Below are 26,096 nucleotides of genomic sequence, written 5' to 3'. Positions count from 1 at the left end.
GGTGGATCCGACGCTCACGGGTCTCCGCGATAGATCCACGGCGTGGGCGTGACGACGTGCCGCCCGACTGCGGTGAGGTCCACGTCGGGGTCGATGAGAAGGCGACTATCGCGGCCGTTGAGGTTCACGTAGACCTCGGCGCGCACCTCGACGTCGTCGTAGCCGACGGCCTGGAAGCGGCGCTCGACGTGCTGGGCGTATTGCCAGATGAAGTCGGGCTGGACGGCCATCTCCTTCTCCTGGAATGCGGTCAGGTCGTCACTTGGGAGGATCGTCCAGCGGCGGTCGGTCGCGGGGTCGCGGACGAGGAAGGTGGCGTGCCCGGTCTTCGACGCAACCATCACGTGCCAGGCAAAACGGTAGCCCTCCTCGGTCCAAAAGCGGTCGCCGGGATAAAGCCAATGCCGCAGCGGAACGACGAGTTGGAGCGTCAGGAGGACCGCGACGAGGGCAAACGCTCCCCCCGTTCTCATCGCCTCCGCGCCTGTCGGCGCTACGCTCTTCGAACTGTCCCCCTCATTCGTGAGGGGGACAGCTTGACCACCGTTCAGGTGTGTTAAGCGGGGGGAGCGAAGCCGAGCAAACAGCCACCGCCACTGGTCCGCCTCGAAGAACACGAGCGCGGCGACCATCATCACGAACGGGAAGACGCCGATGTTGAAGAGCACGTACGTCGCCGCGTGGAAGGCGAACGCGACGGCATACGCCCACGGCCGCGCGCGGCGGTTCCAGAGGAAAAACGCCACGGAGAGGTCGAACACCGCCCCTGCCCACGACATCGCCCAGGGCATCCAGGCCAGATCCAAGACCGGACCAATGACGGGCATCCCGCCGCGCGCCGCCAGCCAGATCCGCAACGGCTGCGCGTCGATCAGCCAGTCGGGGTGCAGCTTCGCCACGCCCGCGAAGAAGTAGACCAGCCCAACGTGCACCCGCAGCGCGCCGAGCGTCCACGCAGGCACGCGCCAACTCGCACGTCCCGGCACGAGCGCCGCGTTCATCGGGAGGAGCAGCATCAGCAGCCCCAACGCCGAGACGAAGTAGTAGTGGTTCAGGTAGGTCGTCGCGTCGAGCAGTTCGACGTAGGTGAAGCTCACCACGAAGAGCGCGAGCCATGCCTTCGCGCCGCGCCCGACCGCGAAGCCGAGCGCCGCCGCCACCTGCGTCCACAGCACCGCGTCCAGCACGGCCGCCGACGGCCTCGGCACCCAACCGAATCCTGGGTAGGCGAAGCGCGTCACCGGCTCCACGTAGAGCGCCGCGCCCCAGTCGAGCCAGAGGAACCGCAGCGCGCTCAGCGCCATCACGACGCCAAAGGCGATGCGGAAGAGGCCGAGGACGAGCGGGTCCGACGGTTTAATCAGCCGCTCGCGCAGGGCGTTGGCAGTGAGAGGGCTGCGAACGGAGGCCACAGCCGAAACCGCCCCGTCGCCGGTCGGGCGCAGGGCGGTCTGGAGTTCAGTCCCGGATCCAGGCATGCTCATGCCAGCCGAGCACCGTTTCTACCTTCTGCGTTCATCCTTCTGCCTTCTCATCACCCTGAATCGCCGTCGTTGTCGCTGAAGGTGATGCTGACGCCGAGTTGGTTGGCGAGGTCCACCTTGACAATGCGGAGGAGGTCGCCCGCGGCGTCGTGGGCCGCCTGACCACCCGTTGGGTTGGTGCCGATGGCGTCGAACAGCGTGGAGCCAAGTTGGTCCACAGCGATCTCCGCAGCGTCGATCTCGGCGAGGAGAGCGGTACCCAAAGGCTGGCCGCCGAAGGTCGCGTCGAGCGTGTCGAGGTAGTCGTCGAGGCCGGTGCTGCCGTTGGCGGTGACGAGCGCGCGGAGCCCGTCGAGGTTGGCCTCGAAGAGTTGCTTCGAGACCTGGGCGTAGGGCGTCTGCACGCGCATCGCGTCCGGCGCGCCGCCCGGCTCCTCGGGGTTGCGCGCGATGCCGAACGGGCGGCCGAGCAGCACGTAGCGCAGGTCTTCCGTCACCATCGCCATCTCGTTGACGATGCGCGAGACGGAGCTTTGGAGGTTGCGCCCCTCGGAGTCGGCGGCCTCGAACATCCCGAGTTCGTCGCCGCCGTCGCGGCTCCAGACCTCGGCGAGGTCGTTGGCCTTGGCGACCACGTCGGCGGCGACGGCCGAGGCGTAGGCCTGCCGGTTCGCACTCTGCATGGCCGCGAGGATGGCGTCGTCGCTGGCGCGGCCCTGCGCCTCCATGCCGTCGGCGAAGAGGAGGTATTCCAGCACCGGCAGCCCACGCTTGTTCGAGCCCTGGCGGTTCACGAAGGCGACGTCGATCGCATCGTCGGTGGTGAGCAACTGCTCAACCTCGAAGACGTCGGTGGGCCAGATGCTGATGCGGTTGTGGTAGAGGCCGAACTGGATGCTCGGCAGGTTCAGCGCCGAGAGCCGCTCCCACTGCGTGGCCGCCTCGACCCACGCGCTCTGCGCGGCGGCGAGCGTGGTGGCGTTGGGGCCGGCGACGAAGGCGTCGACGGCCGTTTGCAGCGCCGCAGCTTCAGCGGCGAACTGGGTGTGGGCTGGCCCGATGACGTTGTTAGCGAGGTCGGCGAGCATCGCCGTGCGGACAGCCGCGCGGTCGTCGACGGCGGCCTGGGTGTCACCGTCACAGGCGACGAGGCCTACGGTGAGACCGAAGCTGAGCAGGAGAACGAGGGGAAACGTCCAGCGCATGGGAAGGAAAACGTAGAGCGGTGGTGGGTACTCAGAGCGAGTGCAGGAAGCGGACGAGGTCGTCGCGCTCTGCCTGGGAAAGCTGGCGGAACTGCTCGCGGGAGGCCTCCGCCTCGCCGCCGTGCCAGAGGATGGCCTCGACGACGCCGCGCGCGCGCCCGTCATGCAGCAGTTCCATATGGCCGTTGACCGTCTGGATCAGGCCCAGGCCCCAGAGCGGCGGCGTGCGCCACTCGCGGCCCGAGGCATCGAACGTCTCCAGGCCGTCGGCGAGGCCGTCGCCCATGTCGTGGAGGAGCAGGTCGGTGTAGGGCCGGATCACCTGGTGTTCGTGCGAGGCTGCGATGGTGCTTGGGCCCGTCTCGAACTTGGGCACGTGGCAGTTGGCGCAGCCGAGTTGTGCGAAGAGTGCCTTGCCGCGGAGCACGGCGGGCTCCTGCCAGTCGCGGCGGGCCGGGACGGCGAGGCTGCCCGAGTAGAGGGTGACGCGGCTCAGGCCCTTCTCCTCCACTTCCGGCGAGCCGCCCGTGGGCGCGTCGGTGCAGCCCGGCGAGGCGGGCGCGCAGTTTTCCTCGGGGAAGAGCGCCGATGTCAGCCCCATGTCGCCGTGGAACGCGCTCGCCACCTGCTGCTCGACCGTGGGCTGCTCGGCCTTCCAGCCGAAGCGACCCAGCGTGCGGCGCTGCTCGCGGACGTTCCAAACCATATTGGCGCGCCCCGAAATGCCGTCGCCATCCATGTCGTCGGGGTCGGCCAGGGCGAGGATGGTCGCCTCGGGGATGGCTTCGAGGAGGCCCATCCCCGAAAGGTGGTTGGCTGTGCGCCCCGAGAGCGGGAGGGTGCCGAGCGGCCCGTAGGCCTCGTCGCTGACCGTGATCGTCGGGCGACGCAGCGAGTACGGCGTTCCGTCGGCAAACTGGCCGGGTACCTCCTCGTAGGTCACCGCAAGCGCAGCCTCAGCGGGGAAACCATTGTTTGCGGCGTCCTGGATCTGCGTGCCGTAGCGCTCGTCGCCTACGGGGTTGCCCTGCGCGTCGAGGCTGCCGACGCTCGTGCGGACTAGCCAGCCCGTCGGGCGCTCGCCCGGGAACGCAGGCGGCCGACCGCGACCGTCTTTGAAGTGACAGCTGGAACACGTGCGTGCGTTGAAAAACGGCCCCAGCCCGTCACGCGCTGTCGTGGACGCCGGGGCCGACACCCAGCTCTGGTTGAAGAACGAGTTGCCGACGCCGAAAAACAGCTCTTCCTGGTTGTCGAGGCCCGGCGACGGTAGGCCGAAGGCGTTTGCCCCTGAGTTGAAGATGGTCCCCCTCGCTCCCCCGGACAGCTCCTCCCCAGGCTCGGCGACGAGAGCGTTGAGGTCCTCCCCCGCTCCGTCGCACGCGATGAACCCCCAGCTCAGCACCGGGATCAACGTGCAGGCAAAGAGACGAAGCAAGAGCGTTTTCATACCGAGATAAAGTGCCACACCCTCGCCACCTTCACGGCGACGAGGGCGGGCAGACGTGCTGTGCCGAGTAGGGGCACGCATGAAACGAGTGTAGGATTAGTCGGGCAGTTCGTTGTTGATCGAGACGCCGAGGGCCGCGGCGGCGGCGACGAGGTTGTCGCCCTGCGTCTGCAGCGCCTGGACGGCGTCGAGGATGACCTGCTGGTTGTTGATAAGCGCCTGGTCAAACGGATCCGGGATCAGATCAACGGCAGCAAGTGCAGCGGCCACGCTCGCGTCAACGGTCGCAGCCACAGTGGGATCCGCTTCGGCCACGAGGTCGGCAAGCGACGGGCCGCTCACCACCGAGCCATCCGTGCGCGTGTAGGTCCCGCGGTAGACGTTCGCGACACCCTGCTGGTTTGTCACGATGTCGCGGTCGGTATTGTCCGAGAAGCACGAGTGCTCGTCTTCCTGGTCCTGGTTGTCGACGGCGACGAACATGCGCTCCACAGCGAGCTCCGACTTGGCGAGCGTACCGATGCCGGTGAAGACGTTCGCAAGCGCCTCGTTCGTGTCGAGCGCTAGGAAGGTCGCGCGGTAGTTGTTCGAGCCGTTCGGGTCCCATGTGTCGAGCATCTCCCGGAGGTTAGCGAGGAGCTGATCCGACACAAGGCGGAGGTACTGCTTGCGGCGCTCGGCGTCAGCGTCGGTCGTGTAGTCTGTCACCGGACGCCGGCCACCCGTATCGCCCGTGGTGGCATCGTTAAAGTCCTGGCCGAAGAGGAGAAACTCAACAGCGTGGTAGCCGGTGGAGATGTTCTTCTCGCCACCCGCCTCGTTGAGGTCTACGAGCAGTTGGGCGTCGATGGTCGGGTAGGTCGTCGCGTCGTTGACGATACCCATGCGGATGAACTGACCTGGGTTGCTCGGATCGGCCACGTAATCGATGTAGCCTTCGTCGAGCGGCCAGGCGTTGAGCAGGCCTTCGGGGCCGTCCTCGTCGTCGATGGGACCGTTGGAGAAGCGGTAGGCTTCGGTCTGGCCGTAGGGCTCGTTGGAGTCGAGCCATGCCTGCTTGGCCGCATCGAAGTTGGCCTGGGTCGGGTTGGCGATGAACGCGTCGATGGCCTGGTCGAGCGCAATGGCGGCGTCGTAGGAGTCCTCGTAGGAGGCGAAGACGATGTCAGCATAGGTGGCGAAGACCGCCGCTGTGTCGATGGGGTCAACGACAGGATCTGGATCGTCACTGGAGTCACAAGCGACGAGGAGGAGCGGCATGGCCACGAGGACCACAGCCGCGAGGTAGAGCGTACGCATCAGAATGAGAGTGGTGAACAAGGTGGGATTCGAGTTTAGACCAAATCTAAAGAAGCGATCAACGGACGTTTGGGTGATTCCGTGAAGAGTGGAAACCTCCCCAAAAAAAGGAGACAAGGCATCGGCCCACAGCCGAGACGAACACATAAATAATGCAGGTCTATGAACGACCTAGGGCCACGCCTTACCTAACTCGACCAGCCTCTAGGTACGGGGTAGTGCAGCGAGGATCCCGCGCCAGTCTTCCAATTCCGGTAACCCTGGCTTGCGCTTGCCGAACATCTGTGTGATCACCTCGCCCTCTGCATCGAACAGTTCGAGCGCCGTCACCACACCGTCCGCAGTAGGCTTGCGGACGACCCAGGCCTCAGTGATGGCGTCTTCGCGCAGATGCAGGTTGAAGCCGGGGTCGAGCACGTTGTACCACGCGCCATACTCCTTGAGCTTCTTCACAGGCCCCGTGTGGATCTGGATACAGCCTCGGTTGGCGACGAACACCATGATCGGCGTCTTCGTCTCGCCGGCGAAGTCAAGCGTGCGACGGGCGCTGTCGAGCGTGACGCGCTCGGCGAAGGTGCCCTCGGCGAAGCGCAGCGCCTGCGTGCGGCTCACGCCGTGGTCTTTGAGCAGCGGGAAGAAGTCATGCGTGTCCTTGAGTTCGGCCCAGCCTTGGAGGAAAGCCGCGCGGTCGATCTCAGCGTCCGGCGTCTCGGCTTCGGGAACGAACGGCGCCTCGAACTCGATGGGGTCGTGCTGGTCGCGGTGGCGGTACTTCCTGACGATCTGCTCGTAGGCCTCGACGTTGCTCTTACGCGTGAGGAAGACCTTATGGACGGCCATGCCGTGCGCGTCGAAGAACTGGAGGCTGCGGCGGAGGCCGTCCTTCGCCCCATCGAACGGCGTCGCCACGGCGAACCCGTAGCGCCAGCGTCCGAGGAAGAGCCGCAAGTCGATGTCCTCGTCCAGCACGAGGCCGATGGCGTGGGCCTCGATCATCTTGACGTTGCGGTAGACGCCATGCTTCTCGTGCACGCAGGCGTCGTTGCGGGTGAGCGCCATCACCGTCCCCATTGACTCGATCTCCTGGAGCAGCGCGCCCCACCCCCCATCGAGGCGGATGGTGTGCACGGCAGCCAGGTCGTCCTGGCCGAGATTGGTGGCGAGGAGGTCGGCCTCGCTGACGCCGAGGTCGGCAGCCGCGTTGCGGATGCGAATACTGGGGGTGTCCGCGCGCAGGGCCGCCCAGCGGGCTGCGAGGTCGGCGTGGCCGGGCACCGTGACGGCACCGGCCGTCGGAGCAAGGGAGACGTCAGGCATGAGTCGAGGTGGGTAGCGAGTGAAAGGAAGGCGTGCTGAAACGCGCCGTCGGATCCGCGATTACGAGCGGGCAGCCCACGGTGGGGTGCGTCTCGACGAGCGCGTCGAGGCCGAAGGCGTCGCGGATCGTTTCGGTCGTGAGCACCGCCGAAGGTGGACCCAGCGCCACGAGGCGGCCCTGCTTCAGGACGGCGATGCGGTCGGCGTAGTAGGCGGCCAGGTTGAGGTCGTGCAGCACGGCGAGGACGCCCACGCCTGCCTCAGCGCAGCGCTTGGAGACACCAAGCACGGCATGCTGGTGAGCAGGATCCAGGCTCGCCGTTGGCTCGTCTAGGAGCAGGTAGCGCGACCCGGCCGGCGGAGCTTCCCAGAGTTGCGCCAACGTGCGCGCGAAGTGGACGCGCTGCTGCTCCCCACCCGAGAGTGTCGGGTAGGCGCGCTCGGTGAGGTGCGTCACACCCCCAAGGTGCAGCGCCTGGGCAGCGACCGCGTCGTCCATTGCTTGCCCAGCCGCGTGTGGCGTGCGGCCCAGGAGCACGACCTCGCGCGCGGTGAAGCCAAAGGTGAGCGCGGCGTGCTGCGGGAGCACGGCCCGCCGCTGGGCGAGAGCGTCGGGGGCATAGGACCGGAGTTCACGGGCGTCAAGCCGAACGGTGCCTGTGCTCGGCGTCAAGTCGCCGCTCGCCATACGCAGAAGCGTCGTTTTGCCCGCCCCATTTGCGCCGACTACCGCGACCACCTCGCCTGGATTCACCGCGAGCGAGACGTCCACGACCAGCGCGTTCGTCCCCACAGAGTAGCGTACGGTGTCGAGGGTGAGCATGGGGCGAGGTGTTCTACAGCGCGTAGTCGCGACGCCGGTGGAGCAGCAACGCGAGGAAGAACGGAGCGCCGCCGAGCGCCGTGAGAATACCAATCGGTACCTCGGCCGGCTCAATGGCCACGCGGGCGATCGTATCGGCAGCCACGAGCAGCGTCGCACCGAGAAGCGCGGAGGCGGGCAACAGCGTTCGATGGTCGGGGCCGATCATAAGTCGGACCAGGTGCGGCACCACGAGCCCCACAAAGCCGATGAGCCCGCTCACCGCCGTCACCGCGCCCACGGCCAACGCCGCTAGCCCGATGACGAGGCGCTTCACGAGATCGACGCGCACGCCGAGGTGCCGCGCCTCGGACTCGCCGAGGAGCAGCGCATTGAGGGCCCGCGCAAGTCGAGGCGCTGCTGCCAGCAAGACACCCACAAAAGGCACCACCGCCAGCACCGTCGGCCACGTCGCCCCGCCGAGGCTACCGAGCGTCCAGAACGTGAGGCTGCGAAGCTGCCCTTCGTCGCTGAAGAGGACGAGTGCGCCGGTGCCCGCGCCGCAGAGCGCGTTGAGGGCGATCCCCGCAAGCAGCATCGTGGCTACGTCGGTACGTCGCCCCCGCGTGGCGATACGGTAGACTAGCACCGTCACGACGAGACCGCCTGCAAACGCGCCAAACGCCACCCCGAAGAGGCCGAGAACAGCTGCTACGCTGCTCAGCACCGACCCGCCGAGCACGATCATGGTGGACGCTCCGAGCGCAGCCCCGCTCGACACACCGATGAGGCCAGGGTCGGCAAGCGGGTTGCGGAAGAGGCCCTGCATAAGGGCACCACTCACCGCCAGCGCCGATCCTACCAGCACGCCGAGGAGCACCCGCGGCAGCCGGATCCCAGTCAGCACGAGCGCCTGCTGCCCAGTGTAGTCCCACGACATCGCCGTGCCGACTTGGTCCAGGCCTACCTGCGCGGCAAGGATGGCAAGGACGGCACCCGGCGAGATCGCTACCGCGCCAATACCCAGCGCCAGCACCATGGACACACCGAGGGCAACGGTGAGCACGGCCAGGGCGCGGCCTGCATGCGAGCGGGAGCGAGGCATCGCGTTCGGGGAGGCGACCCCACCTGCGGACTCTCCCACAGCTGGCACCGCCTTGCTCTTGCGCGTTCGCTCTCGCTCTGACGTTCTTTGTCCCGGTTCTAGCGTCCCCGCCACCGACGAGTCCGCCCCGTCACCAGAGGGTGCGGGGCGGTCGAGTAGGACGGCCAGGGACGCTCCGGTCATACGTCGGTCGCGGATACCATCTCGGAGACGCCGGAGAGCGCCTGCGCGAGTTCAAGCACGCCCTCGCCGACGCGCGGGCCGAGGCCCAGCAGCAGTGCGTCGTCTACCGCGACGACGTGGCGGTTTTGCCCGGCTGGTGTCTGACCGAGGCCAGGTTGTGCCAACAAGCCATCCACGCCGCCGAGGCTTTCGAGGCCGCGCGCCGGGATCACCAGCACGTCGGGAGCCGCCTCGACGGCCGACTCGGCCGTGAGCGCCTGGAAGCCCTCGAATGCCGTGACGGCATTCTCGGCACCGGCCAGCTCCATCACCCGCTCGGCGGCGGTACCAGTACCGGAGACGCTCACGAGGCCTGCACCGCGCGCGTAGATAAAGAGCGCCTTTGGCGGGATCGCCGGGTGGGCAGCTTCGGCACGCAGGAGGCCCGCGCGCATGGTGTCGAGGACTGCCTCCGCCCGCATGGGGCGTCCGAGCGCCTGCCCGAGGGTGCGCACGCGCACTTGGGCCTCTTCGAGTGTCTCGGCTTCCTCCACGAGCAAGACCGGCACGCCCGCTGCGCGGACCTGGTCAGTCACCGCGGGGGGGCCAAGCCCGTCGAGCGCGATCACGAGCGTAGGCTCCAGCGAGAGGATGCCCTCGGCCGACGACTGCCGAAAGTAGCCGAGGCGCGGCTTCTCCTCCACGTCTGCGGGGAAGACGCTGGAGATGTCTGCGCCCACGACGTTGTCGCCGAGGCCTAGCGCGTAGACAGTCTCGGTGACCGGGCCGCCGAGCGTCACGATCCGTGACGCGTCGGGGGCTTCCACCACGACGCCATCGGTCCCGGTCACCGTTGTTGCCGAAACTGGGATCCTATCCGTTTCAGCAGAAGAGGTCCCGTCGGGTGCAGTACCGCACCCGACGAGCAAGACGAGGACGGCGAGCGTGCTCGCCCAGAGCATGGTAGCACGCATCGCTAGCCCTCTGTCGTCTCGAAGCCGCGCGAGCCGTCCGGCTGCACGATGTACTCGAACGTGTAGTAGCGACTCGGAGCATTCGGGTCGGGCGGGTTGGGGTTGCCCTGGTAGTAGCTCAGGATCTGGACCTTCGCATAGTTGCCCTCGCCGGTCGTCATGAGGATCGTGCGGCCGGGCAGCGGCGAGATCAGGTTGATCATGAAGTTGTAGTTGTACCACCCGTTGTCGGAGCCGGGGCAGACCGCCAGCAGATCGTCGCATTCGGTATTCCCACCGTCGGCTACATAGCCATCCGCTGGAGCTTCTAGGATGTCTTCGAACAGGTTCTCGACGACCTGCGCCGTGCCTTGGCCTGGGCCGCTAATGCCCCCATTGATGATGATCGTGGTGGAGTTGAAGCCGATGTCCCAGGCCGTCGAGGTCGAGTCGGCGGCACGCATCGCCTGGTCGGTCACCGAGGACGAGAGGACGATCTCGCCGGCATCGAGGTCATAGAGCGTGTAGCGGCCTGTCGAGGTTGGCGGCCCGCCACCGCCACCCATGGATGGATCGGCCTCGATGTCCGAGGCAGTTTGAACCACGAGCGGGACCGGGTCGGGGTCGGGATCCGGATCTGGATCGGGGTCGGGATCCGGATCGGGCATCGGGTCAGGCATCGGGTCCGGATCGGGCTCGGGGTCCGAGGAGTCACAGCCCACGACGCCGAAGGCGAAGACAGCGGCGAAGAGGGCCAAGAAGCGAAAGCGGGGACGCATGGTCGGCAGAGAGGTAGGTGGGGATATCACAGTGAGAAGCGGAGCGCGACGTAGAGCCGCCGCCCTGGTTGCGATGGGACGAGCGTGCCGCGCGTCACATCGAAGACGTTGTCGATGCCGATCTGGGCACGTGCGGACCCGGGCACAGTCTTGGTCACGGTGGCGTCGAAAATGGTATACCCGTCGATGTACTCGTCAGAGCGGTTGAGCAGGCCGTTGCCGTCGAAGTCTGCGTAGCCGTAGCGGTCGCGGTATCGCGCGCGCGTGGAGACCGCAAGACCCAGCGGGATGTAATCGTAGGCGGCCTGCAGGGTTGCGGAGTGAGGAGAGCGCCCAAACAGGCCCCCGTAGTCGCCCAGCGCGAGCCGGACGCCGCGGCCTTCAAAGTCGCGTCCGAAGACGGTGCCTGCCTCGATAGCGTCGACGACCTCGCGGTCGCGGGCCTGGAGAAACTGGTAGCTGAGCAGCACCTGAACGTGATGGCGGTCCTCAATGCCGAGGGCTGCGAGAGGGCGGAACGTCGTCTCGATCTCAACCCCGCGCGTATACACCTGTGCCACGTTGAAGTAACTGATGACGGGTTGCCCGTTCGTCTTGCGGGCCACGTTGCGTGTGTCGATGAGGTTCTCGACATCGTTGTAGAACGCGTTCAGGGACGTGGAGAGCCACGTCCACGGTGCGAAGGTCGCTCCGATGTTGTAGGCAACCGAGCTCTCGCTTTGAAGCGGACTCAGCGTTGTTCCGTCGGTGAAGACCCGGTTCTCGTCCTCGATTTGACCCGACGCCAGGAACTGCTCGATCCCCTCCGCGAGTAGCGTCGATCCTAGGACCGAGTAACCCGCGATGGGGTTGGTGAAGTTGAGGTAGAGTTGCCGAAAATCCGGAGCCTTGAAGCCGCTGCCAATACTGGCACGCAGCCGGAGGGTCTCGGCAGGGCGCACGAGGACGGCCACTTTGGGCGAGAGCTGCGCCGCATAGTCGGAGTGCGCGTCGAAGCGCACACTGGCGTTCGCCTCGAGTAGACGCGACGGGGCCCATTCATGCTGCGCAAACGCGTAGACGTGCTGTGCACTTGGCTGGTCGCCGTTGAAGGTGTAGCGGGCGCTCTCGAGCCGCTCGTCAGTCATACCCGCGCCGAGGACCGTGAGATGACGCTGACCCCAGATAGCGTCGGTCTGCACTTCGGCGCGGGTGAGTCGTTGATCGAAATCGTCTTCGTAGTAGAGGCTACCGTCGCGCTGACGGAAGGCCTGGGTTTCTGTGGCGTAGCGCGCGCCATAGAGCGTTGCCCGCAGACGGAGGCGATCGTTGAGGCGGATTTGCGCTTCGGGGTGGATGCTCCAATCGACGCGACGTGCCTCGTTGTCAAAGCGCACTTCGTTGCCCTGGTCGTCGAAGCTGGCAAAGCCGCCGTCTTGGTCCTGGAGAGCCGCACGGACGCCGAGGCTGAGCCGGAGGCGGTCGGTCACTTCGGCGTGGGCGCGCACGTCCGCCGTCCAGTCGCTGAAAGCGGGAACCGTCTGTCCAAACGAGTTCGGCGTGAGGTCATAGCCTCTCGAGGCATAGCGGTTGACGAGCAGGCGCAGGCCGCCGCGCGCCAGACCTACCTGCGCCTCGGCTGTGAGATCGGTCGATCCGAAGGAACCGCCGCGCACGGAGTAGCTGCCACTCCAGCCGTCCTGCGGAGCCGACGTGATGATGTTGACCACACCTGCGAGCGCTTCGCTGCCATAGAGCGACGACGACGGCCCGCGCACGAGCTCTACACGCTCGACCCCCTGCACTGTGATACGGTTAAGGCTGAGCGTGCCGGCGGTGCGCCCGATCACGGGTTGCCCGTCGATGAGGATGAGGGTGTAGTCTGGGTCGAAGCCTTGTACCTGGAGGCCCGTCCCGTGGTCGTCGAAGAGATGGAGGCCGGGCACCGCCGCGAGCACCTCGCCGAGGCGCACGGCGCCCTGGCGCTCGATCTCCTCGGCGCTCACGACGGCGATGGGCACCGCCACGTCCTCGATCTCCTTCGCGGTTCGCGTCGCCGTGACCACGACCGAGGAAAGCCGAACCGTCGTGTCCGGCCGGACCGTCGTGTCGGGCCGCGCGGTCGTGTCGGGCCGCGCAGGCGGTGAGGAGGGCTGTTCCGGGATCGGCCACGCCATTGCCCCGGTCGCGCTGAGCAGCACGAGGCCTAGCACCAGGCTGAGGTGCGTGAGCAGGGTCGCAGGTAGAGCTTTCACGTAGTCGAACGCCGTTGCGTAGGGGTGCACGAGCATGTTATATGGAACGAGTCTAAATTAAGAGGCTAGACTATGGCCCCGCCACCCTAGTGCTTTTCCCCATCTTCGGTTCCCACGTCCGTGCGTCCAACTGCACGTCTGTGCTGCTCAGCGTCACTCCTTTCCGCCACTTTCACACGGCGACGCCATGTCCTTCCTGAAACGCCTCCTGGTCACGCTGCGCAGCGAGGTCATGGTAGTCCCGCTTGACGCCGTCATGTTCATCCAAGCAGACCGCTCCTATGCGCTCGTCCACACCGACGCGCAGACCACGCCGTACCCAATCCGCCTTTCTCTGGCTGACTTGGAGCGCCGCTTGGACCCGGCGATGTTCTATCGCATCCACCGCTCCACCATCGTCCGTCTCGATGCAGTCGATGCCATCCAGACGGCTGCGGGGGGCGACTATAGCGTGCGGCTCCAGGACGGGACCACGCTGAGCCTAGCTCGGGGGCGACGGGATGCGTTTATGCGTAGCCTGCAAGGATAGGTGTGCGGTCTCCTGGCCGACTTGGTACGGTATCTTGCGGGCGTAGCAGAGTCCCGCGCGGTGTGGGCGGCGAGTGTGTCTCGCCGAGGGAAAGCCGGTGGAACTCCGGCGCTGTCGCGCAACGGTCACAGCCCGAATGCCTCCTCGCTATCGCCGCCTTTTCCCCACGCTGTATGGGGCGCGGCCCAGCCTGGCTGTGCGGGCAGGGACGCGTCTGCCTCGTCTCCATGACCCACCCCCGCCTCACGCCCGCCGACGTGCGCGCCGCCCTCGACGCCAAGGCCAAGCCTCCCGGGGCGCTCGATCGCCTCGACGACCTCGCTCTGCGCGTTGCCCTGGTGCAAGGCACGCTCCGGCCCGACCCCGATCCTGCCCGGGTGCTCCTCTTCGCCGCCGACCATGGCGTGGCTGAGGACGGCGTGAGCGCCTACCCCGCGTCCGTCACGGCCGCGATGGTGCGGACGGTTGCCGCTGGCGGGGCCGCCGTGGCCGTGCTCGCACAAAGCTGCGGGGCCAGTCTAGAGATCGTCGATGTGGGCGTAAACGCTGACCTGTCTGACGTGGCTGGCATCGTGCACGCGCCGGTCGCGCGCGGGACGCGCAACTTGGCGCGGGGGCCTGCCATGACGACGGTGGAGTGCGAGACGGCTTGGCAGGTCGGGGCCGACGCGGCGCATCGCGCTGCCGAAGCAGGCGTCCGCACGATCCTGCCCGGCGAGATGGGCATCGGCAACACGACGGCGGCAGCGGCCGTCTTGGCGGCACGCAACGGGTGGACGCCGGCGTCTTCGGTCGGGCGCGGAACGGGCGTAGACGACGCCGGGCTTGCTCGCAAAGCGGATGCCGTCCGCGCCGGGCTGGCGCACATTCCGGAGGCCGCCGAACCGCGGGACGTGCTCGCCCATGTGGGCGGCTTCGAGATCGCGGCGATGGCGGGCGCCTTTGCCGCGGCCCCCGACCTCGGCTTGGTCGCCGTCGTGGATGGCTTCATCGCCACGGCAGCCGCGACCGTCGCAGTCCGGCGCGATGCGCGGATAGCAGACCACCTCATCGCGGGCCACGCCTCCGCCGAGTCGGCCCACCGCCGCGCCCTCGACGCGCTCGGGCTCGTGCCCATCCTCGACCTCGGTCTACGGCTGGGCGAAGGGACGGGCGCGGTGCTCGCTCTGCCGGTCGTCCGCGCCGCCTGCGCCGTACTCCGCGAGATGGCCACGCTCGACGACGCACTCGCTTTGGGCACCACCGCATAAGCATCTACGAGTGAGCCCCCAGACATGAACACGACGCCCGCCGTCTCCAAGCCCCGCCCGCCCGCCGTCGATCCGCCTGAGACGACGGGCTGGCGCGCCGTTGCGCGCGTGCCGCTCACGGCGGTGATGTTTCTCACGCGCCTCCCCTGCCCCGCCTGGGTCGGCCACGACGCCCCCACGCTCTCGCGGTCGGCGGTCTACTTCCCCGTCATCGGCGCTCTCGTGGGCCTGTTTGGCGCAGCCGCTTACGGGCTCGTTGGGCTCGCGTTCGCCCCAACGTTTGCCGCTGCCGCTGCCCTCGCCGCCACGATCTGGCTCACCGGTGCCTTCCACGAGGACGCCCTCGGCGACACGTTCGACGGCTTTGGCGGGGGCTGGCAGCGCGACGAGATCTTGCGCATCATGCGCGACAGCCGCCTGGGCACCTACGGCACAGTCGCGCTCGTGCTCACGCTGGGGAGCCGCTGGGGCGCGCTCGCCTCGCTCGATGCCTCGATGGTGCTGGCTGCGCTCGTGGCGGCCCACACGCTTGGGCGCTGGACAGCACTCCCGCTCATCCTCTGGCTTCCCTATGTCCGCGAGACGGGCACCGGAAAGCCGTTTGCGGCGAGCATGACGCCGCGCCGCCTCGTCGTCGGGAGCCTCGTCACGCTCGCCATCACCGTCGTTGCGCTCGGCTGGGTGGCCATACCAGTAATCGGGACGGTGCTCGGTATCACGCTCGTCGGGGGCTGGTACGTCCACGCGCGCATCGGGGGCATGACGGGCGACGTGCTCGGGGCGGTCAACCAGCTCGCCGAACTCGCCGTCTACCTGGTACTTCTGGGCGACTGGGCGGGAATTGCCGAGCGCCTCGACGTGCCCCTCTTCTAGCGACGACGCCCGCGCCTATGCCGACGCTCCATCTCCTCCGCCACCTCCCGGCCGCCGAGGCCAACGGCCGCGCGATCGGCCACACCGACCTGCCCCTCGCCGACCCCGATGCGCCAGATCGCCTTGCACAAGCTTGGCCGCACGAGCCCCCGGCACGCCTCGTCGCGAGTCCCCTGCTGCGCGCCGCGCGCACCGCCCGGGCGCTCGGAGCGAAATGGAACCTGGACATCAATTTTGAGCCCCGGCTGCGCGAGATGGACTTCGGTACGTGGGACGGGCGCACGTGGGACGAGATCGAGCGCGACGATGCGGCGGCACTGCACGCCTGGATGGGCGACTGGACCGCGACGCCTGCCCCCGGCGGCGAGTCGTTCGCCGACGTGCAGGCGCGCGTGGGTGCCTGGCTGTCGGAGTTGGTCGATGACGCGGCAGCACAGGACACCGCGGCGCAGGACGCCGCAACCGTGGTAGTCGTAGCGCATGCTGGCTCAATCCGCGCAGTTCTCGTGCAGGTGCTCGGCCTGGATCCCGCGCAGGCCTTTCGCCTCGACGTGCACCACGGAGCGCTCACGACCGTTCGCCTCAAGCCGCCGTGCCTGACCGTCCTCAACCGACCCTTGTGACCCTAGACCCGTGATGCTACACCGCCTCCTCCCTGCTCTCCTCGCTGTGCTCGCGTTGGCAGGCTGCCGCCCGCAGTCCTCAGCCTCGACGGAGGACGGCGGAGCGTCTGCAGCCGACTCCGTGCACACGGTTTCAATGCACACGGTGCAGGACGACCTTGGTCGGAGCGTGCGCCTGCCGCAGTCGCCGCAGCGCATCGTGCCGCTGGCGCCAAGCGTGACCGAGTTGGTCGCCGCAGCGGGCGGTCTCGACCAGCTGGCAGCGCGCACGCCCTACTGCAACGCCCCAGAGGCAGCCCTGGCACTCCGTCCGATCTCGACCTATCCGCTTGATCGCGAGGCGCTGGTGGCCGTCCAGACCGATCTCGTAATTGGGACCGATCAGGTGAACGACCCCAGCGTTGGCGACGGCCTCAGCACGCTCGGCATCCCGGCGTTCTACCTCAACTTCCGGACCCTCGCCGATGTACCCCGGACGCTTCGTGTGGTGGGCGACCTGCTCGGCACTCGCGACGTGGCCGAAGCGGCGGCTCAGCGCTTTGAGGCGCGCATCGGCAACACACCGCCAGCCGACCCCGACGCACCGCGGGTGCTCGTGCTCATCGGCGACGACATCCTCTACGGGTTCGGCGAGGCGAGCTACGTCCACGCCCTGGTGGCTCGGGCTGGGGGCCGGTCCATCACGGCGCAGCTTGAGGGCGAAGGCGTGACCCTGTCGAGCGAGTGGGTGCTGACGCAGGCGCCCGAGGTCATCGGCGTGCTGGCGGGGGCGGACTACCGCACCGACGACCTAAGGACGGCGCAACCAGCCTGGAAGGATGTTCCAGCGCTTCAAAACGAGGCTGTGTGCGGCCTCGATCCCGATCTCATTTCGCGGCCAGGTCCGCGCCTCGCCGACGGCATGGACGCGCTGGCTGCTTGCATCGCAGCCGCACACGGGTGAGCCCGCGCGCTGGCGCCGGCGCTAGGCTGCCATCGCGCGGCCACGGAGGCTGCCGACGGCGCTGACGACGGCCTCGGCGGCGGCCTCCACCTCGGCTTCCGTCGTGTAGCGGCCGAACGAGAACCGGAGCGAGGCGAACGCCTCGGCGCGGCTACGCCCCATCGCGGTGAGCACGTGGCTCGGCTGCGACGCGCGCGTCTTGCAGGCAGCCCCGGTCGAGGCGGCAACGCCACGCAAGAGGGGGAGCAGCTTGCGCGTCTCCGTGCCCGGGATCGTCAGGTTCGAGACCGTCGGCACGCGCGGCGACTCTGCACCGTTGACGGTGACGTCGGCGAAGCGCGTCGTGATGGTCGCTTCGAAGCGGTCGCGGAGGCGCTCCAGATAGGCGGCCTCCTCAGCGAGGCGTTCGTCGGCGAGGTCGGCGGCCTTGCCCATTCCGACGATGCCCGGCACGTTGTAGTGGCCCGAGCGCAGACCGTCCTGCTGACCCGCTCCCGTGAGTTCGGGCAGTAGGCGGACCCGGCGCGGGCGGCGACGCACCCACAGGCCACCGGTGCCCTTGGGGCCATAGAACTGATTCGCGTCGAACGCCAGCAGGTCGACGTCGGCGGCGTCCACGTCCACGGGCACCTTGCCGACAGCCCACGTGGCGTCGGCGAGCAGGAAGGCGCCGCCGCTGTGCGCGACCTCGGCGATCTCGGCCATCGGGAGGAGCACGCCCGTCTGGTCGTTGGCCCACATGGCCGCCACGAGCAGCGTGTCGCGGTTCACCGCCGCGCGCAACGCATCTATGTCAACTTGCCCGGCGCGGTCCACCGGGACTACAACGATGTCGAAGCCGTCGCGCTCCAGGCTCGCTGCCGTCTCCAGCACACGCGGGTGCTCCGTGGCCACGGTCACGATGCGCGTCCGGCGGTGGCCGTAGGTCGAGGCCAGCCCTCGCATGGCGAGGTTGACCGCCTCGGTGGCGCCGCTGGTGAAGACGAACCCGGCGGCCTCCGCGTTGAGCAGCAACCCAAGCTGCCCACGGGCCACGTCGATGGCCTCGTCGGCGGTCCAGCCGTGCGCGTGCAGCGTCTGCCCAGGGTCGCCGAAGCGCTCCGTGAAGTAGGGGCGCATCGCCTCGAAGGCGAGGGGGTCAACGGGGGCAGCGGCGTGGTAATCGAGGTAGATCGGCGCGGCGGACATGAACGCGAGATCGGTGCGGGGGGAAGAGGCAGGTGTAGCGTCAGAAGCTAACAGCGGGCGACCCATTTGTGTTGCCCGAAATCGGTTTCGGAAGCGCTTTCATCCAAATCCATATCCCCTTCGCATCGAGCACGTATTTTGGGCCTCTGGCAAGGCCGACCGAGGACCCGGCCATCCTTCCACCACACTACAGAATCCCTCCCATACCTATGTCCGTTTTTTCCCCGAACGACGTGACGCGTCGTCTCGCCCTGTTGCTGCTGCTCGCCGTCGTCGCCGTCGGCTGCGACACGTCGGACGACGAGACCGTCGACCCCGTTGTCGACCAGCCCAGCATCGGCCTTCTCTTCGCCGCGCCCTCGCAGGCCGAGATCGACGCGGTGCGCGCCGACCTGCTCGCCCGCGCCACCGACGGCAGCTACGCCGTCCGCGACGTTGCCGTGGAGGCCCAGCAGACGCTCGGCGACGGCAGCACGGTCTTCGTCGTCTCCCACACGATGGCCGACATTGACGGCGCCGACTTCACCAACTACGCCGCCATCCGCATCCCCCAGGGCGCGGACAACCTCCCGGTGCTCATCATCAACCACGGCGGCGACCAGGGCTTCTCGCTCGACGACGAACTGGCGCTGCTGCTCGGCGGCTTCCCGTCCGTTGCCGCGGCAACCTCCAGGCCTGGCCCGTCTTCCGCAGCGAGACCATCCGCGACGCGTTCGGCCAGACCTACACCGCCGGCGGCGCCCCGAGCCCCTGGGACCGCGACGTGGACGATGCCATCACCCTGATGAACGCAGTCCTGGACACCTTCCCCAGCGAGACGGACGCCGAGCGCCTGGGCACGCTCGGCTACAGCCGCGGCGGCGCCGTGAGCCTGCTGATGGCCCAGCGCGGCGTCGGCATCGACGCGGTCACGGACTACTTCGGCCCCACCGACTTCTTCGACCCGACGATCCAGACGCTCGCCGTCGGCGTGCTCGTCAACGACCCGGGGGCGCTCTCGCTGCCCGGCGCCATCTTCCTCCGCGACGAGTTGCTGCAGCCCTACTTCGCGGGCTCGCTCTCGGAGGCCGACGCGCGGGCCGAGGTCGTCAAGCGCTCCTCGGCGCTCTACACGGCATTCCTGCCCAATACGCAGGTCCTCCACCACCGCCGCGACATCGTCGTGCCGTTCGAGCAGGCCGTCGCCTTCAACGAGGCGGCCCAGGCGGCCCCGCCGATGGGCGTCTACGAGTACAACGCCTACGGCGAGGCGCCCACCAGCGAGGAAGACCTCGGCGTCGAGTTCCACTCGCCGTTCGTCATGGGCGAGGGCGGGGTCGAAGGCTTCAGCCTCGTGGCGCAGTTCCACGCGCAGTACCTCCTCGCCGGAGCGACGGCCCCGGCCCCCTCGTTCTAGGTAGCCCTACCTATCGACGTGCGCGCCGCCTCGGTCTCTGCCAGACCGGGGCGGCGCTGTGTTTAGGGGGCACTAATCAGCCATGGAACCTCCGGCGCCGGACGCCACAGCGCTCACTCGGAACGGAGCGACTGAACCGGATTCGCCGTAGCGGCTCGGACAGCCTGGCTTCCTGCGGTGACCAGGGCAAGCAGCAGCGCACCCAGAACCGCCACCGCGAAGGGGGTGACCCCCAACTCGACCCGGTAGGCAAACCCAGCCAGCCAGCGGTTGATCAGCAGCATGGCGACCGGAACGGCCACGGCGCAGGCGAGCCCGACCCAGATCAGAAAATCGCGCGACAGCAAGCCGACTAGCCCAGCCACGGAGGCCCCGAGAACGCGCCGGACGCCGATCTCCTTGCGCCGCTGTTCGGCGGCATACGCTGCCAGCCCCACCAGGCCCAGCGTGGCGATCAGCATCGCGATCCCGGCGAACCACCACGCCATCGTGCCGAGTTGGCGCTCGTCCTGGTAGATCCGGTTGTATTCGTCGTCCAGGAAGCGGTAATCGAGCGGATAGGCCGGACTGAACGTCTCCGTCGCCGCCGCAAGACGAGTCAGCGCCGCGTCGGCCTGCCCCGGCGCGGTGCGCACGAAGCCCAGAGCCCAGCTGGATTCGCGCGGCGAGGCGAGCCAGAAGATCGTTGGGGATGTGGCGCTCCCCGCCGCTCGCATGTGGAAGTCCTTGACGACCCCCACGATCTCGCCCTCGCCCTCCCACAGCGTAATCCGCTCGCCGACCGGGGCCTCGAAGCCCATCAGGCGCGCAGCGGTCTCGTTGATGATGAAGTTCGACGAATCGGAGGCGATGCCCGCGGAGAAGGCCCGGCCCGCCGCCATCTCCATCCCGAGCGCGTGGATCGCCTCGGCGTCGATGCCCATGTAGTGGAACGAGGCCGCCACGCTGGGGTCCTTGCCGCGCCACTCGACGCTGCCTGTCGACGAGCCCATCTGGAGCGGGTTGCTGTGCGCAGTCCCCACGTTCGTGATTGCAGGGTCGTCCACGAGGGCGCTTCGGAACGCGTCGTAGTTGGCTGTGGCCCCGTCGCGCAGCGGCGCCATGATGAGCCCTTCGCGGTCGAGCCCGATGTCGCGGGTCTGAATGAAGTCGAGCTGCGCTGCGACGGCAAGCGTCCCGACGATGAGTACCACGGAGGCGGCGAACTGGAACACGACCAGGCTCCGCCGCAGCGCGAGCCCGCCCTTGCGTTCGCCCTGGAGGATCTTGACCGGGCTGAAGCGCGAGAGGACCACCGCCGGATACAGGCCCGCCGCGATGCCTGCGAGGACGGCCACGCCGAGGAAGCCCAGCCACATCCAGCCGGGCAGGCTCACCGCGCCGAGGTCTTTGTCGAGGAGCGTCCCGAACGGGGTGGCGAGCAGGGAGAACAACACGACGGCTGCCGCGAAGGCAACCAGCGCCATCAGCACAGACTCGCTCAGGAACTGCCGCATCAGGCTCCACCGCGTCGCGCCCATCGACTTGCGCACGCCGATCTCGCCCGCCCGACGAGTGGCCCGTGCCGTGGCAAGGTTGGTGAAGTTGATGCACGCCAGCGCGAGCAGCAGCGCCGCGATGATCGAGAACGTGCGCACCCCGTCGATGCGACCGCCGACCAGCACGCCGTTGTCGTACGCGCCGTGGAGGTAGCGCTCGCTGTAGCGCTGCGCGAACGCCGTCGTGACGTCGAGGTCGTCGCGCTCCAGGAGGAGGTCTGTCATCGTGCGGTTGAGCGCGGCGATGTCTGCGTCGGGGCGGAGCGTCACGTAGAGCTCCATGGCGTTGTTGCCCCAGTCCTTGACCCAGGCGTTGCGGGCGTAGAACTCGGAGGCGGGCGCGATCCACTCGAACGCCATCGACGCGCCGGCGGGTGGATCGGCCGCCACGCCTGTCACGCGGGCTTCGTGGTCGTTGAGGCGGACGGCCTGGCCCATGGCATCCTGGGGCTGCGCCTCCGGGCCGAAGAGCTTCTGCACCAGCCCCTCCGTGACGACGATCCCATCGGGCTGCGTGAGCACCGTGGCGGGGTCCCCAGCGAGGAGGTCGAAGGCGAACATCTCGAAGAACGGCTCGTCGGTCCAGAACCCGCTCACCCAGTACTTCTCCGCGCCCGCGGCGACCACCTGCTCGCCCTCGTAGCGCAGCATCGTCGCGTGCTCGACCTCGGGGTAGCTAGCTCGTAGCTCCTCCGCGAGCGGCTGCGGCGCGACGGTCCAGGTCAACACCGTCGCTCCGCCGTCGAAGGAGGCCGTGCGCAGGACCTGGTAGAGGTCGTCGCTGTGCATCTGGTCCATGCGCAGTTCGTCCTGCACGGCGTAGAGGATCAGGAACGCGGCCGCAAAGCCAGCGGCGAGACCCGTCAGGTTGAGGGCGGAGTAGGTGGCCTGCCGGCGAAACGCGCGCAGCGCGGCGATCAGAGTGTTCTTGAGCATGGTCGGACGGCTGTAGACGAGATGCAGTGCAACGGACGCTGCGACCCTGCCTCGCCAGGGTCAACCCCTGTGCCACCTTGGTCTCTGCCCCCACGAAGCGCTCCTCCCTCGCCGGACTGTGCGCCGACGCACACCCAGCAGGCGACTCCGCCCGTTCGTCGCACACGTTAGCTCGCACCCATTCCAGGAGATAGGGAGTGAATTGCCCCTGATTCTTACTCTTGTCATCCCCGACTTGACCGAGGGCCGCAGGCTGGCGCAAGCCAATCCATACGAGGGACTGCATGAATCCCCGCGTTCGCGGAGATGACTCTGAAATGAGCTTGTCGCCTCGGTTCCAGAAGGTGGTATCGCTACACACACGCCTCGACCACGTCTACACACTCCTCATCGTGCGCCGAAGTCGGACGCCTCGGGGACGGGGCGCAGCGGCCCCGTGTGCGACTGGCGCGGGACGAGGTGCAGTTCCGTCTGCCGCCCGTCGATGTACCACACGACCTCGCCGTCGAAGTAGGCGTCCTGTTCGAGCATGATGCGCACGGGCTGGTCGTCCCAGGCGGGGATCGGCACGGCGGCGTTGAGTTCGATGGAGTGCGCCGTGTTGGCGTAGAGTGGATAGTCGCCCTTGCCCGGCACGCCGCCCTGCTTGTCCCACATCCCGATGGCCGGGCCTGCGCCGTGGCCGTGGTAGCCGAGCGGGTGCGTGTAGATCGTCGCGTCGATACCCTCGCGTTCGGCCTGCGCGAGGGCGGCGGCGAGGACCTCGTTGCCCGTGCGCCCCGCCGCGAACTCGTCGGTGAGGATGTCCTGCAGCCGGTTGCCGACCGCCAGCGCAGCTTTCACGTCGTCCGGGGCGTCGGCCTCGCCGGGGCGGAGGACGTAGGCGTGCTCCTGCGTGTCGGTGTTGAGCCCGAGGTAGGTGATCCCGAGGTCCACGTGCAGCAGGTCGCCGGGCTGGATGGTGGCGTTGCCGCTGCCCCAGTCGGAGAAGTCGCCGCTGCGGGGGCCGCTCGTGGCGCGCTGGACGGACACGCTCGGGTGGAACCACGTCACGAGGTTGAGATCGCGGATGCGGTCGCGGTACCACCACTCGACGTCCTCCACCGTCGTCACGCCGGGCGTGATGACCTGCTCGGAGAAGCCCTCCGCGATGATCGCCTGCGCGATCCTGACGATCTGCGGATAGACGGCCATCTCCTCCGGGATGCGCGTCTCCAGCCACCCAATCGAGAGCGCCTCGCCTGACACGATGCGGTCGCGGTGGTCTTCCGAGAGCGCCGCGTTCAGGCCGTCGAACTCGGTGGCGGTCATTCCGTCGGCCAGCGCAAACGTCGTGGAGCGATTGAGCGCGATGCGCTGCGGGTCGCGCTCGGCGATGAGCTCGGCGACACGCGCCCACTGGTCGGGCTGCGTATCAGGATCCCACGCCGCCGGGAAGGCCTCGCCGACGGCGTAGCGCGCGATAGCGAGGCGTTCGACGCCTTCCTCCCCACGGTCATAGAACAGGAGGATCGTGCGGCGGCGCGCGTTGAGCCACGTCGCAGGCAGCATCGTCTTGAGCACCGGGTCCTCGTTGTACTCCCGCGCCACGAGCACCCACATGTCGACGCCCGCGCGCCGCATCAGCATCGGCACGACGGTGTCGAGGCGGCGCTCCAACCAGGCGTCGCGCACCTCGGCGCGCTCACGCATCGAGAGGATCGCGGGGATCGGGTCCTGCGCCACCGCGTCGCGCGGGAATAGGAGCAGGACGACGAGGACGAGCAAGACGCGGCGCATGACAGGGCGGGGCGCTGGTGAGTACGGTGCGTGCAACGTACGGCTCGGTGGCCCATCACCGCCTTCGCCCTCCGTGGGGCTCTGGCGCTGCAATTATCTTCGCCTCTCTCTAATTGCAACACGCTCGATCACATTACCTCGACTGAGGCACCTCGCATGGAAATCGGACTGGACAGCTTTGCCGCCTACCATCCCCAACCCGGCACGGACGGCGGCCCCGGACGCAGCAAGGCGATGGGTGAACTGCTCGACCGTATGGCCTACGCGGACGAGGTGGGCCTGGACAGCTTCGGCATCGGCGAGCACTACCGCGAGGAGTTCCTCGACGCCGCGCCCGTGGTCATCCTAGCCGCCGCCGCTGCCCGGACCAAGCGCATCCGGCTATCGAGCGCCGTCACCGTGCTCAGCGCCGCCGACCCGGTGCGGGCCTTCCAGAGCTTCGCGACGCTCGACCTCGTCTCGCAGGGGCGCGCTGACATGGTCGTCGGCCGGGGCTCCTTCACCGAGTCGTTCCCGCTCTTCGGCCTCGACCTGAACGACTACGACGCCCTCTTCGCAGAGAAGCTCGACCTGCTGCTTCAGCTTCGCGACCAGGAGGTCGTCACGTGGTCGGGCCAGTTCCGCCCACCGCTTCACGAGCAGGCGATCTACCCCCGGCCGCTCCAAGCGTCCCTCCCGATCTGGCTGGGCGTGGGCGGCACGCCTGCGTCGTTCGTGCGAGCCGGGATGCTCGGACTACCGCTGATGGTCGCTGTCATCGGGGGCGAGACGCACCGCTTCCGGCGGTTCGTCGATCTCTACCGGACCACGGGCGAACAAGCGGGCCATCCGCCGGAGCGCCTGAAGGTAGGCTTGCACTCACTCGGCTACGTCGGCGAAACCGCGGAGCAAGCCGTCGTAGACTACTATCCGGGCTATGCCGAGACGTTCACGAGGATCGGACGCGAGCGCGGCTGGCCCCCGGTGACGCGCGCCCGGTTCGACGCGCAGAACGGCCCGACTGGGGCACTCCTGGTCGGCGGTCCAGACGAGGTGGCTCAGAAGATCCTGCGCCACAGCGAGGCCCTCGGCGGGATCGACCGATTCACGTTCCAGATGGACAACGCGGGCCTGTCGCACGAGCAACTGCTGCGCGCCATCGAACGCATCGGCACACAGGTCGCTCCGCTCGTGAAGGCTGGTGCTGCCCAGCCCGCGTAATAGCGGGGGCCAGGGAGGTGGCGCGCTTTGTGTGTCAGATCGAGGCCAGCACGCAACATGGCCCCGTTGTCATGCCTCGGCGAGCATCTGTTCGCTCATCGCCCAGAGCCGCTCCGCGCCCTCGTCGCTGCAGACGTGTGGGTCCACGCCGTAGTAGCGCGCCATCGGACTTGCGGGGTCGGTTGGCGTGGCGATGTCGCCGTCCTCGCAGTAGACGCCCGGCTTGCCGTCGAGCAGCGGCGAGGTGGCCGCCCACAGCGTCGTCGAGCAACCCTGCTCCGGCGACTTGAAGCCCTGCTTCGCGAGTTCGCTCGGCCCGCCGTCCTCGTCTAGCCAGCCCAGCGCGATCTGCTCTTCCTGGGAGAGGTGCCGCTGGAGCGGCGTGAAGATGCCGCCGGGGTGCACCGAGAACGCGAGGCCCCCGAACGGCTGCATCCGCCGCGACAGCGCGTTGGCGAAGAGCGCGTTGGCCGTCTTGGCCTGCCCGTACGCCTGCCACTTGTCGTAGGGGCTCGCCTTGAAGTGCACGTCGTCCCAGCGGATGTCGCCCATCTTGTGCGCGGCCGAGGAGAGCGCGACGACGCGAGGCCGCTCGGCTTGTTCGAGGAGCGGCATCAGCCCCAGCGTGAGCGCGAAGTGGCCCATGTGGTTGATGCCGAACTGCGACTCCCACCCCGGCCCCACGCGCGCCTCGGGACATGCCATGATCCCGGCGTTGTTGATGAGCAGGTCGAGGTGCGGTAGTTCGTCGACCATCGACGCGGTGAAGCTACGCACGGAGCCGAGGTCGGCCAGGTCGAGCGGCGCGGTCTGCACGGTGCCCTCGATCTCAGCGAGGCTCGCGGCGGCCTTCTCGGGCGAGCGGACCGGGACGATCACCCGCGCGCCCTTCGCGGCGAGCGCCCGCGTCGTCTCCAGGCCGATGCCGCTATAGCCGCCCGTCACAACGGCGATCACGCCGGACAGGTCGTGGTCCGCGAGCACCTCCGCGCCCGTCGAGTGCCGGTCGAAGCCGGAGTGTGTAGGGACTTGGTCTGCGAGCGCCATGTCG

General features: G+C 68.1%; 22 protein-coding genes and 1 riboswitch. Of the genes, 8 read left to right on the top strand and 14 right to left on the bottom strand.

The genetic code is table 11. The features are described from left to right. Positions 1-14: 14 nt before the first annotated feature. The 10 genes from AAFU51_06230 to AAFU51_06185 form a co-directional block, all read right to left on the bottom strand. Complete coding sequence (locus AAFU51_06230) at positions 15-1,484, bottom strand: HTTM domain-containing protein (GenBank protein ID MEO1570848.1); 1,470 nt, start codon at positions 1,482-1,484, stop codon at positions 15-17. A 50-nt stretch (positions 1,485-1,534) separates the two neighbouring features. Then, positions 1,535-2,689, bottom strand: coding sequence for an imelysin family protein (locus AAFU51_06225; GenBank protein ID MEO1570847.1), 1,155 nt, complete (start codon positions 2,687-2,689; stop codon positions 1,535-1,537). A gap of 31 nt (positions 2,690-2,720) precedes the next feature. Continuing rightward, complete coding sequence (locus AAFU51_06220; GenBank protein ID MEO1570846.1) at positions 2,721-4,127, bottom strand: di-heme oxidoredictase family protein; 1,407 nt, start codon at positions 4,125-4,127, stop codon at positions 2,721-2,723. A gap of 108 nt (positions 4,128-4,235) precedes the next feature. Next, complete coding sequence (locus AAFU51_06215; protein ID MEO1570845.1) at positions 4,236-5,438, bottom strand: imelysin family protein; 1,203 nt, start codon at positions 5,436-5,438, stop codon at positions 4,236-4,238. A gap of 204 nt (positions 5,439-5,642) precedes the next feature. After that, a complete protein-coding gene (locus tag AAFU51_06210; protein MEO1570844.1) occupies positions 5,643-6,755 on the bottom strand; it encodes a ChuX/HutX family heme-like substrate-binding protein in 1,113 nt (370 codons plus the stop codon). Continuing rightward, complete coding sequence (locus AAFU51_06205) at positions 6,748-7,578, bottom strand: heme ABC transporter ATP-binding protein (protein ID MEO1570843.1); 831 nt, start codon at positions 7,576-7,578, stop codon at positions 6,748-6,750. Before AAFU51_06205 ends, AAFU51_06210 begins: the two co-directional genes overlap by 8 nt. A gap of 13 nt (positions 7,579-7,591) precedes the next feature. Continuing rightward, entirely contained in the window at positions 7,592-8,662 is a 1,071-nt protein-coding gene (locus tag AAFU51_06200) for an iron ABC transporter permease (GenBank protein ID MEO1570842.1), read from the bottom strand. Between the two features lie 179 nt (positions 8,663-8,841). Next, on the bottom strand, positions 8,842-9,798 hold the full coding sequence (locus tag AAFU51_06195) for an ABC transporter substrate-binding protein (GenBank protein ID MEO1570841.1): 957 nt from the start codon (positions 9,796-9,798) through the stop codon (positions 8,842-8,844). Between the two features lie 2 nt (positions 9,799-9,800). After that, positions 9,801-10,556, bottom strand: coding sequence for an HmuY family protein (locus tag AAFU51_06190; GenBank protein MEO1570840.1), 756 nt, complete (start codon positions 10,554-10,556; stop codon positions 9,801-9,803). Positions 10,557-10,582: 26 nt separating this feature from the next. Further along, the gene (locus AAFU51_06185; protein ID MEO1570839.1) at positions 10,583-12,826 is read right to left on the bottom strand and encodes a TonB-dependent receptor; all 2,244 of its coding nucleotides are present in this window, start codon (positions 12,824-12,826) and stop codon (positions 10,583-10,585) included. 151 nt (positions 12,827-12,977) lie between these two features. On the opposite strand from AAFU51_06185, the gene AAFU51_06180 reads away from it, so the two are divergent. The 5 genes from AAFU51_06180 to AAFU51_06160 all read left to right on the top strand — a co-directional run bounded on the left by AAFU51_06180 (position 12,978) and on the right by AAFU51_06160 (position 17,008). After that, positions 12,978-13,319, top strand: coding sequence for a LytTR family DNA-binding domain-containing protein (locus tag AAFU51_06180; GenBank protein MEO1570838.1), 342 nt, complete (start codon positions 12,978-12,980; stop codon positions 13,317-13,319). Between the two features lie 45 nt (positions 13,320-13,364). After that, a riboswitch (cobalamin riboswitch) is annotated at positions 13,365-13,482 on the top strand. 64 nt (positions 13,483-13,546) lie between these two features. Further along, positions 13,547-14,569 (top strand): nicotinate-nucleotide--dimethylbenzimidazole phosphoribosyltransferase, encoded by a 1,023-nt coding sequence (gene cobT, locus AAFU51_06175; GenBank protein MEO1570837.1) that lies wholly within the window; start codon positions 13,547-13,549, stop codon positions 14,567-14,569. Between the two features lie 24 nt (positions 14,570-14,593). Then, positions 14,594-15,442, top strand: a complete 849-nt coding sequence (gene cobS / locus AAFU51_06170) for an adenosylcobinamide-GDP ribazoletransferase (protein ID MEO1570836.1) — start codon at positions 14,594-14,596, stop codon at positions 15,440-15,442. A 17-nt stretch (positions 15,443-15,459) separates the two neighbouring features. Further along, the gene (locus AAFU51_06165) at positions 15,460-16,065 is read left to right on the top strand and encodes a histidine phosphatase family protein (GenBank protein ID MEO1570835.1); all 606 of its coding nucleotides are present in this window, start codon (positions 15,460-15,462) and stop codon (positions 16,063-16,065) included. Between the two features lie 13 nt (positions 16,066-16,078). Then, positions 16,079-17,008, top strand: a complete 930-nt coding sequence (locus tag AAFU51_06160) for a helical backbone metal receptor (GenBank protein ID MEO1570834.1) — start codon at positions 16,079-16,081, stop codon at positions 17,006-17,008. Positions 17,009-17,029: 21 nt separating this feature from the next. Here the strand turns inward: AAFU51_06160 and AAFU51_06155 are convergent, their stop codons facing one another. Beyond that, the gene (locus AAFU51_06155; protein ID MEO1570833.1) at positions 17,030-18,196 is read right to left on the bottom strand and encodes a cysteine desulfurase family protein; all 1,167 of its coding nucleotides are present in this window, start codon (positions 18,194-18,196) and stop codon (positions 17,030-17,032) included. Between the two features lie 209 nt (positions 18,197-18,405). Here AAFU51_06155 and AAFU51_06150 point away from each other — a divergent pair, with 209 nt between their 5' ends. Together AAFU51_06150 and AAFU51_06145 are read left to right on the top strand one after the other, a co-directional pair. Continuing rightward, positions 18,406-18,981 carry a hypothetical protein gene (locus AAFU51_06150; GenBank protein ID MEO1570832.1) on the top strand — a complete coding sequence of 192 codons (576 nt, stop codon included), beginning with the start codon at positions 18,406-18,408 and terminating at the stop codon, positions 18,979-18,981. Then, positions 18,981-19,592, top strand: a complete 612-nt coding sequence (locus tag AAFU51_06145) for a hypothetical protein (GenBank protein MEO1570831.1) — start codon at positions 18,981-18,983, stop codon at positions 19,590-19,592. Before AAFU51_06150 ends, AAFU51_06145 begins: the two co-directional genes overlap by 1 nt. A gap of 113 nt (positions 19,593-19,705) precedes the next feature. Here AAFU51_06145 and AAFU51_06140 read toward each other — a convergent pair whose 3' ends face one another. Next, positions 19,706-22,066 (bottom strand): ABC transporter permease, encoded by a 2,361-nt coding sequence (locus AAFU51_06140; GenBank protein ID MEO1570830.1) that lies wholly within the window; start codon positions 22,064-22,066, stop codon positions 19,706-19,708. Between the two features lie 387 nt (positions 22,067-22,453). Further along, positions 22,454-23,845, bottom strand: a complete 1,392-nt coding sequence (locus AAFU51_06135) for a M24 family metallopeptidase (GenBank protein MEO1570829.1) — start codon at positions 23,843-23,845, stop codon at positions 22,454-22,456. Positions 23,846-24,001: 156 nt separating this feature from the next. Here AAFU51_06135 and AAFU51_06130 point away from each other — a divergent pair, with 156 nt between their 5' ends. Continuing rightward, positions 24,002-25,045 (top strand): Atu2307/SP_0267 family LLM class monooxygenase, encoded by a 1,044-nt coding sequence (locus AAFU51_06130; protein ID MEO1570828.1) that lies wholly within the window; start codon positions 24,002-24,004, stop codon positions 25,043-25,045. A 69-nt stretch (positions 25,046-25,114) separates the two neighbouring features. On the opposite strand, the gene AAFU51_06125 is transcribed toward AAFU51_06130, so the two are convergent. Continuing rightward, the gene (locus tag AAFU51_06125; GenBank protein MEO1570827.1) at positions 25,115-26,092 is read right to left on the bottom strand and encodes an oxidoreductase; all 978 of its coding nucleotides are present in this window, start codon (positions 26,090-26,092) and stop codon (positions 25,115-25,117) included. Between the last annotated feature and the right edge of the window lie 4 nt (positions 26,093-26,096).

The organism is Bacteroidota bacterium (genome assembly GCA_039821555.1).
In the GTDB taxonomy this organism is placed as follows: Bacteria; Bacteroidota; Rhodothermia; order Rhodothermales; family Rubricoccaceae; genus JBCBEX01.
This window is presented reverse-complemented; position numbering and strand designations above follow the sequence as displayed.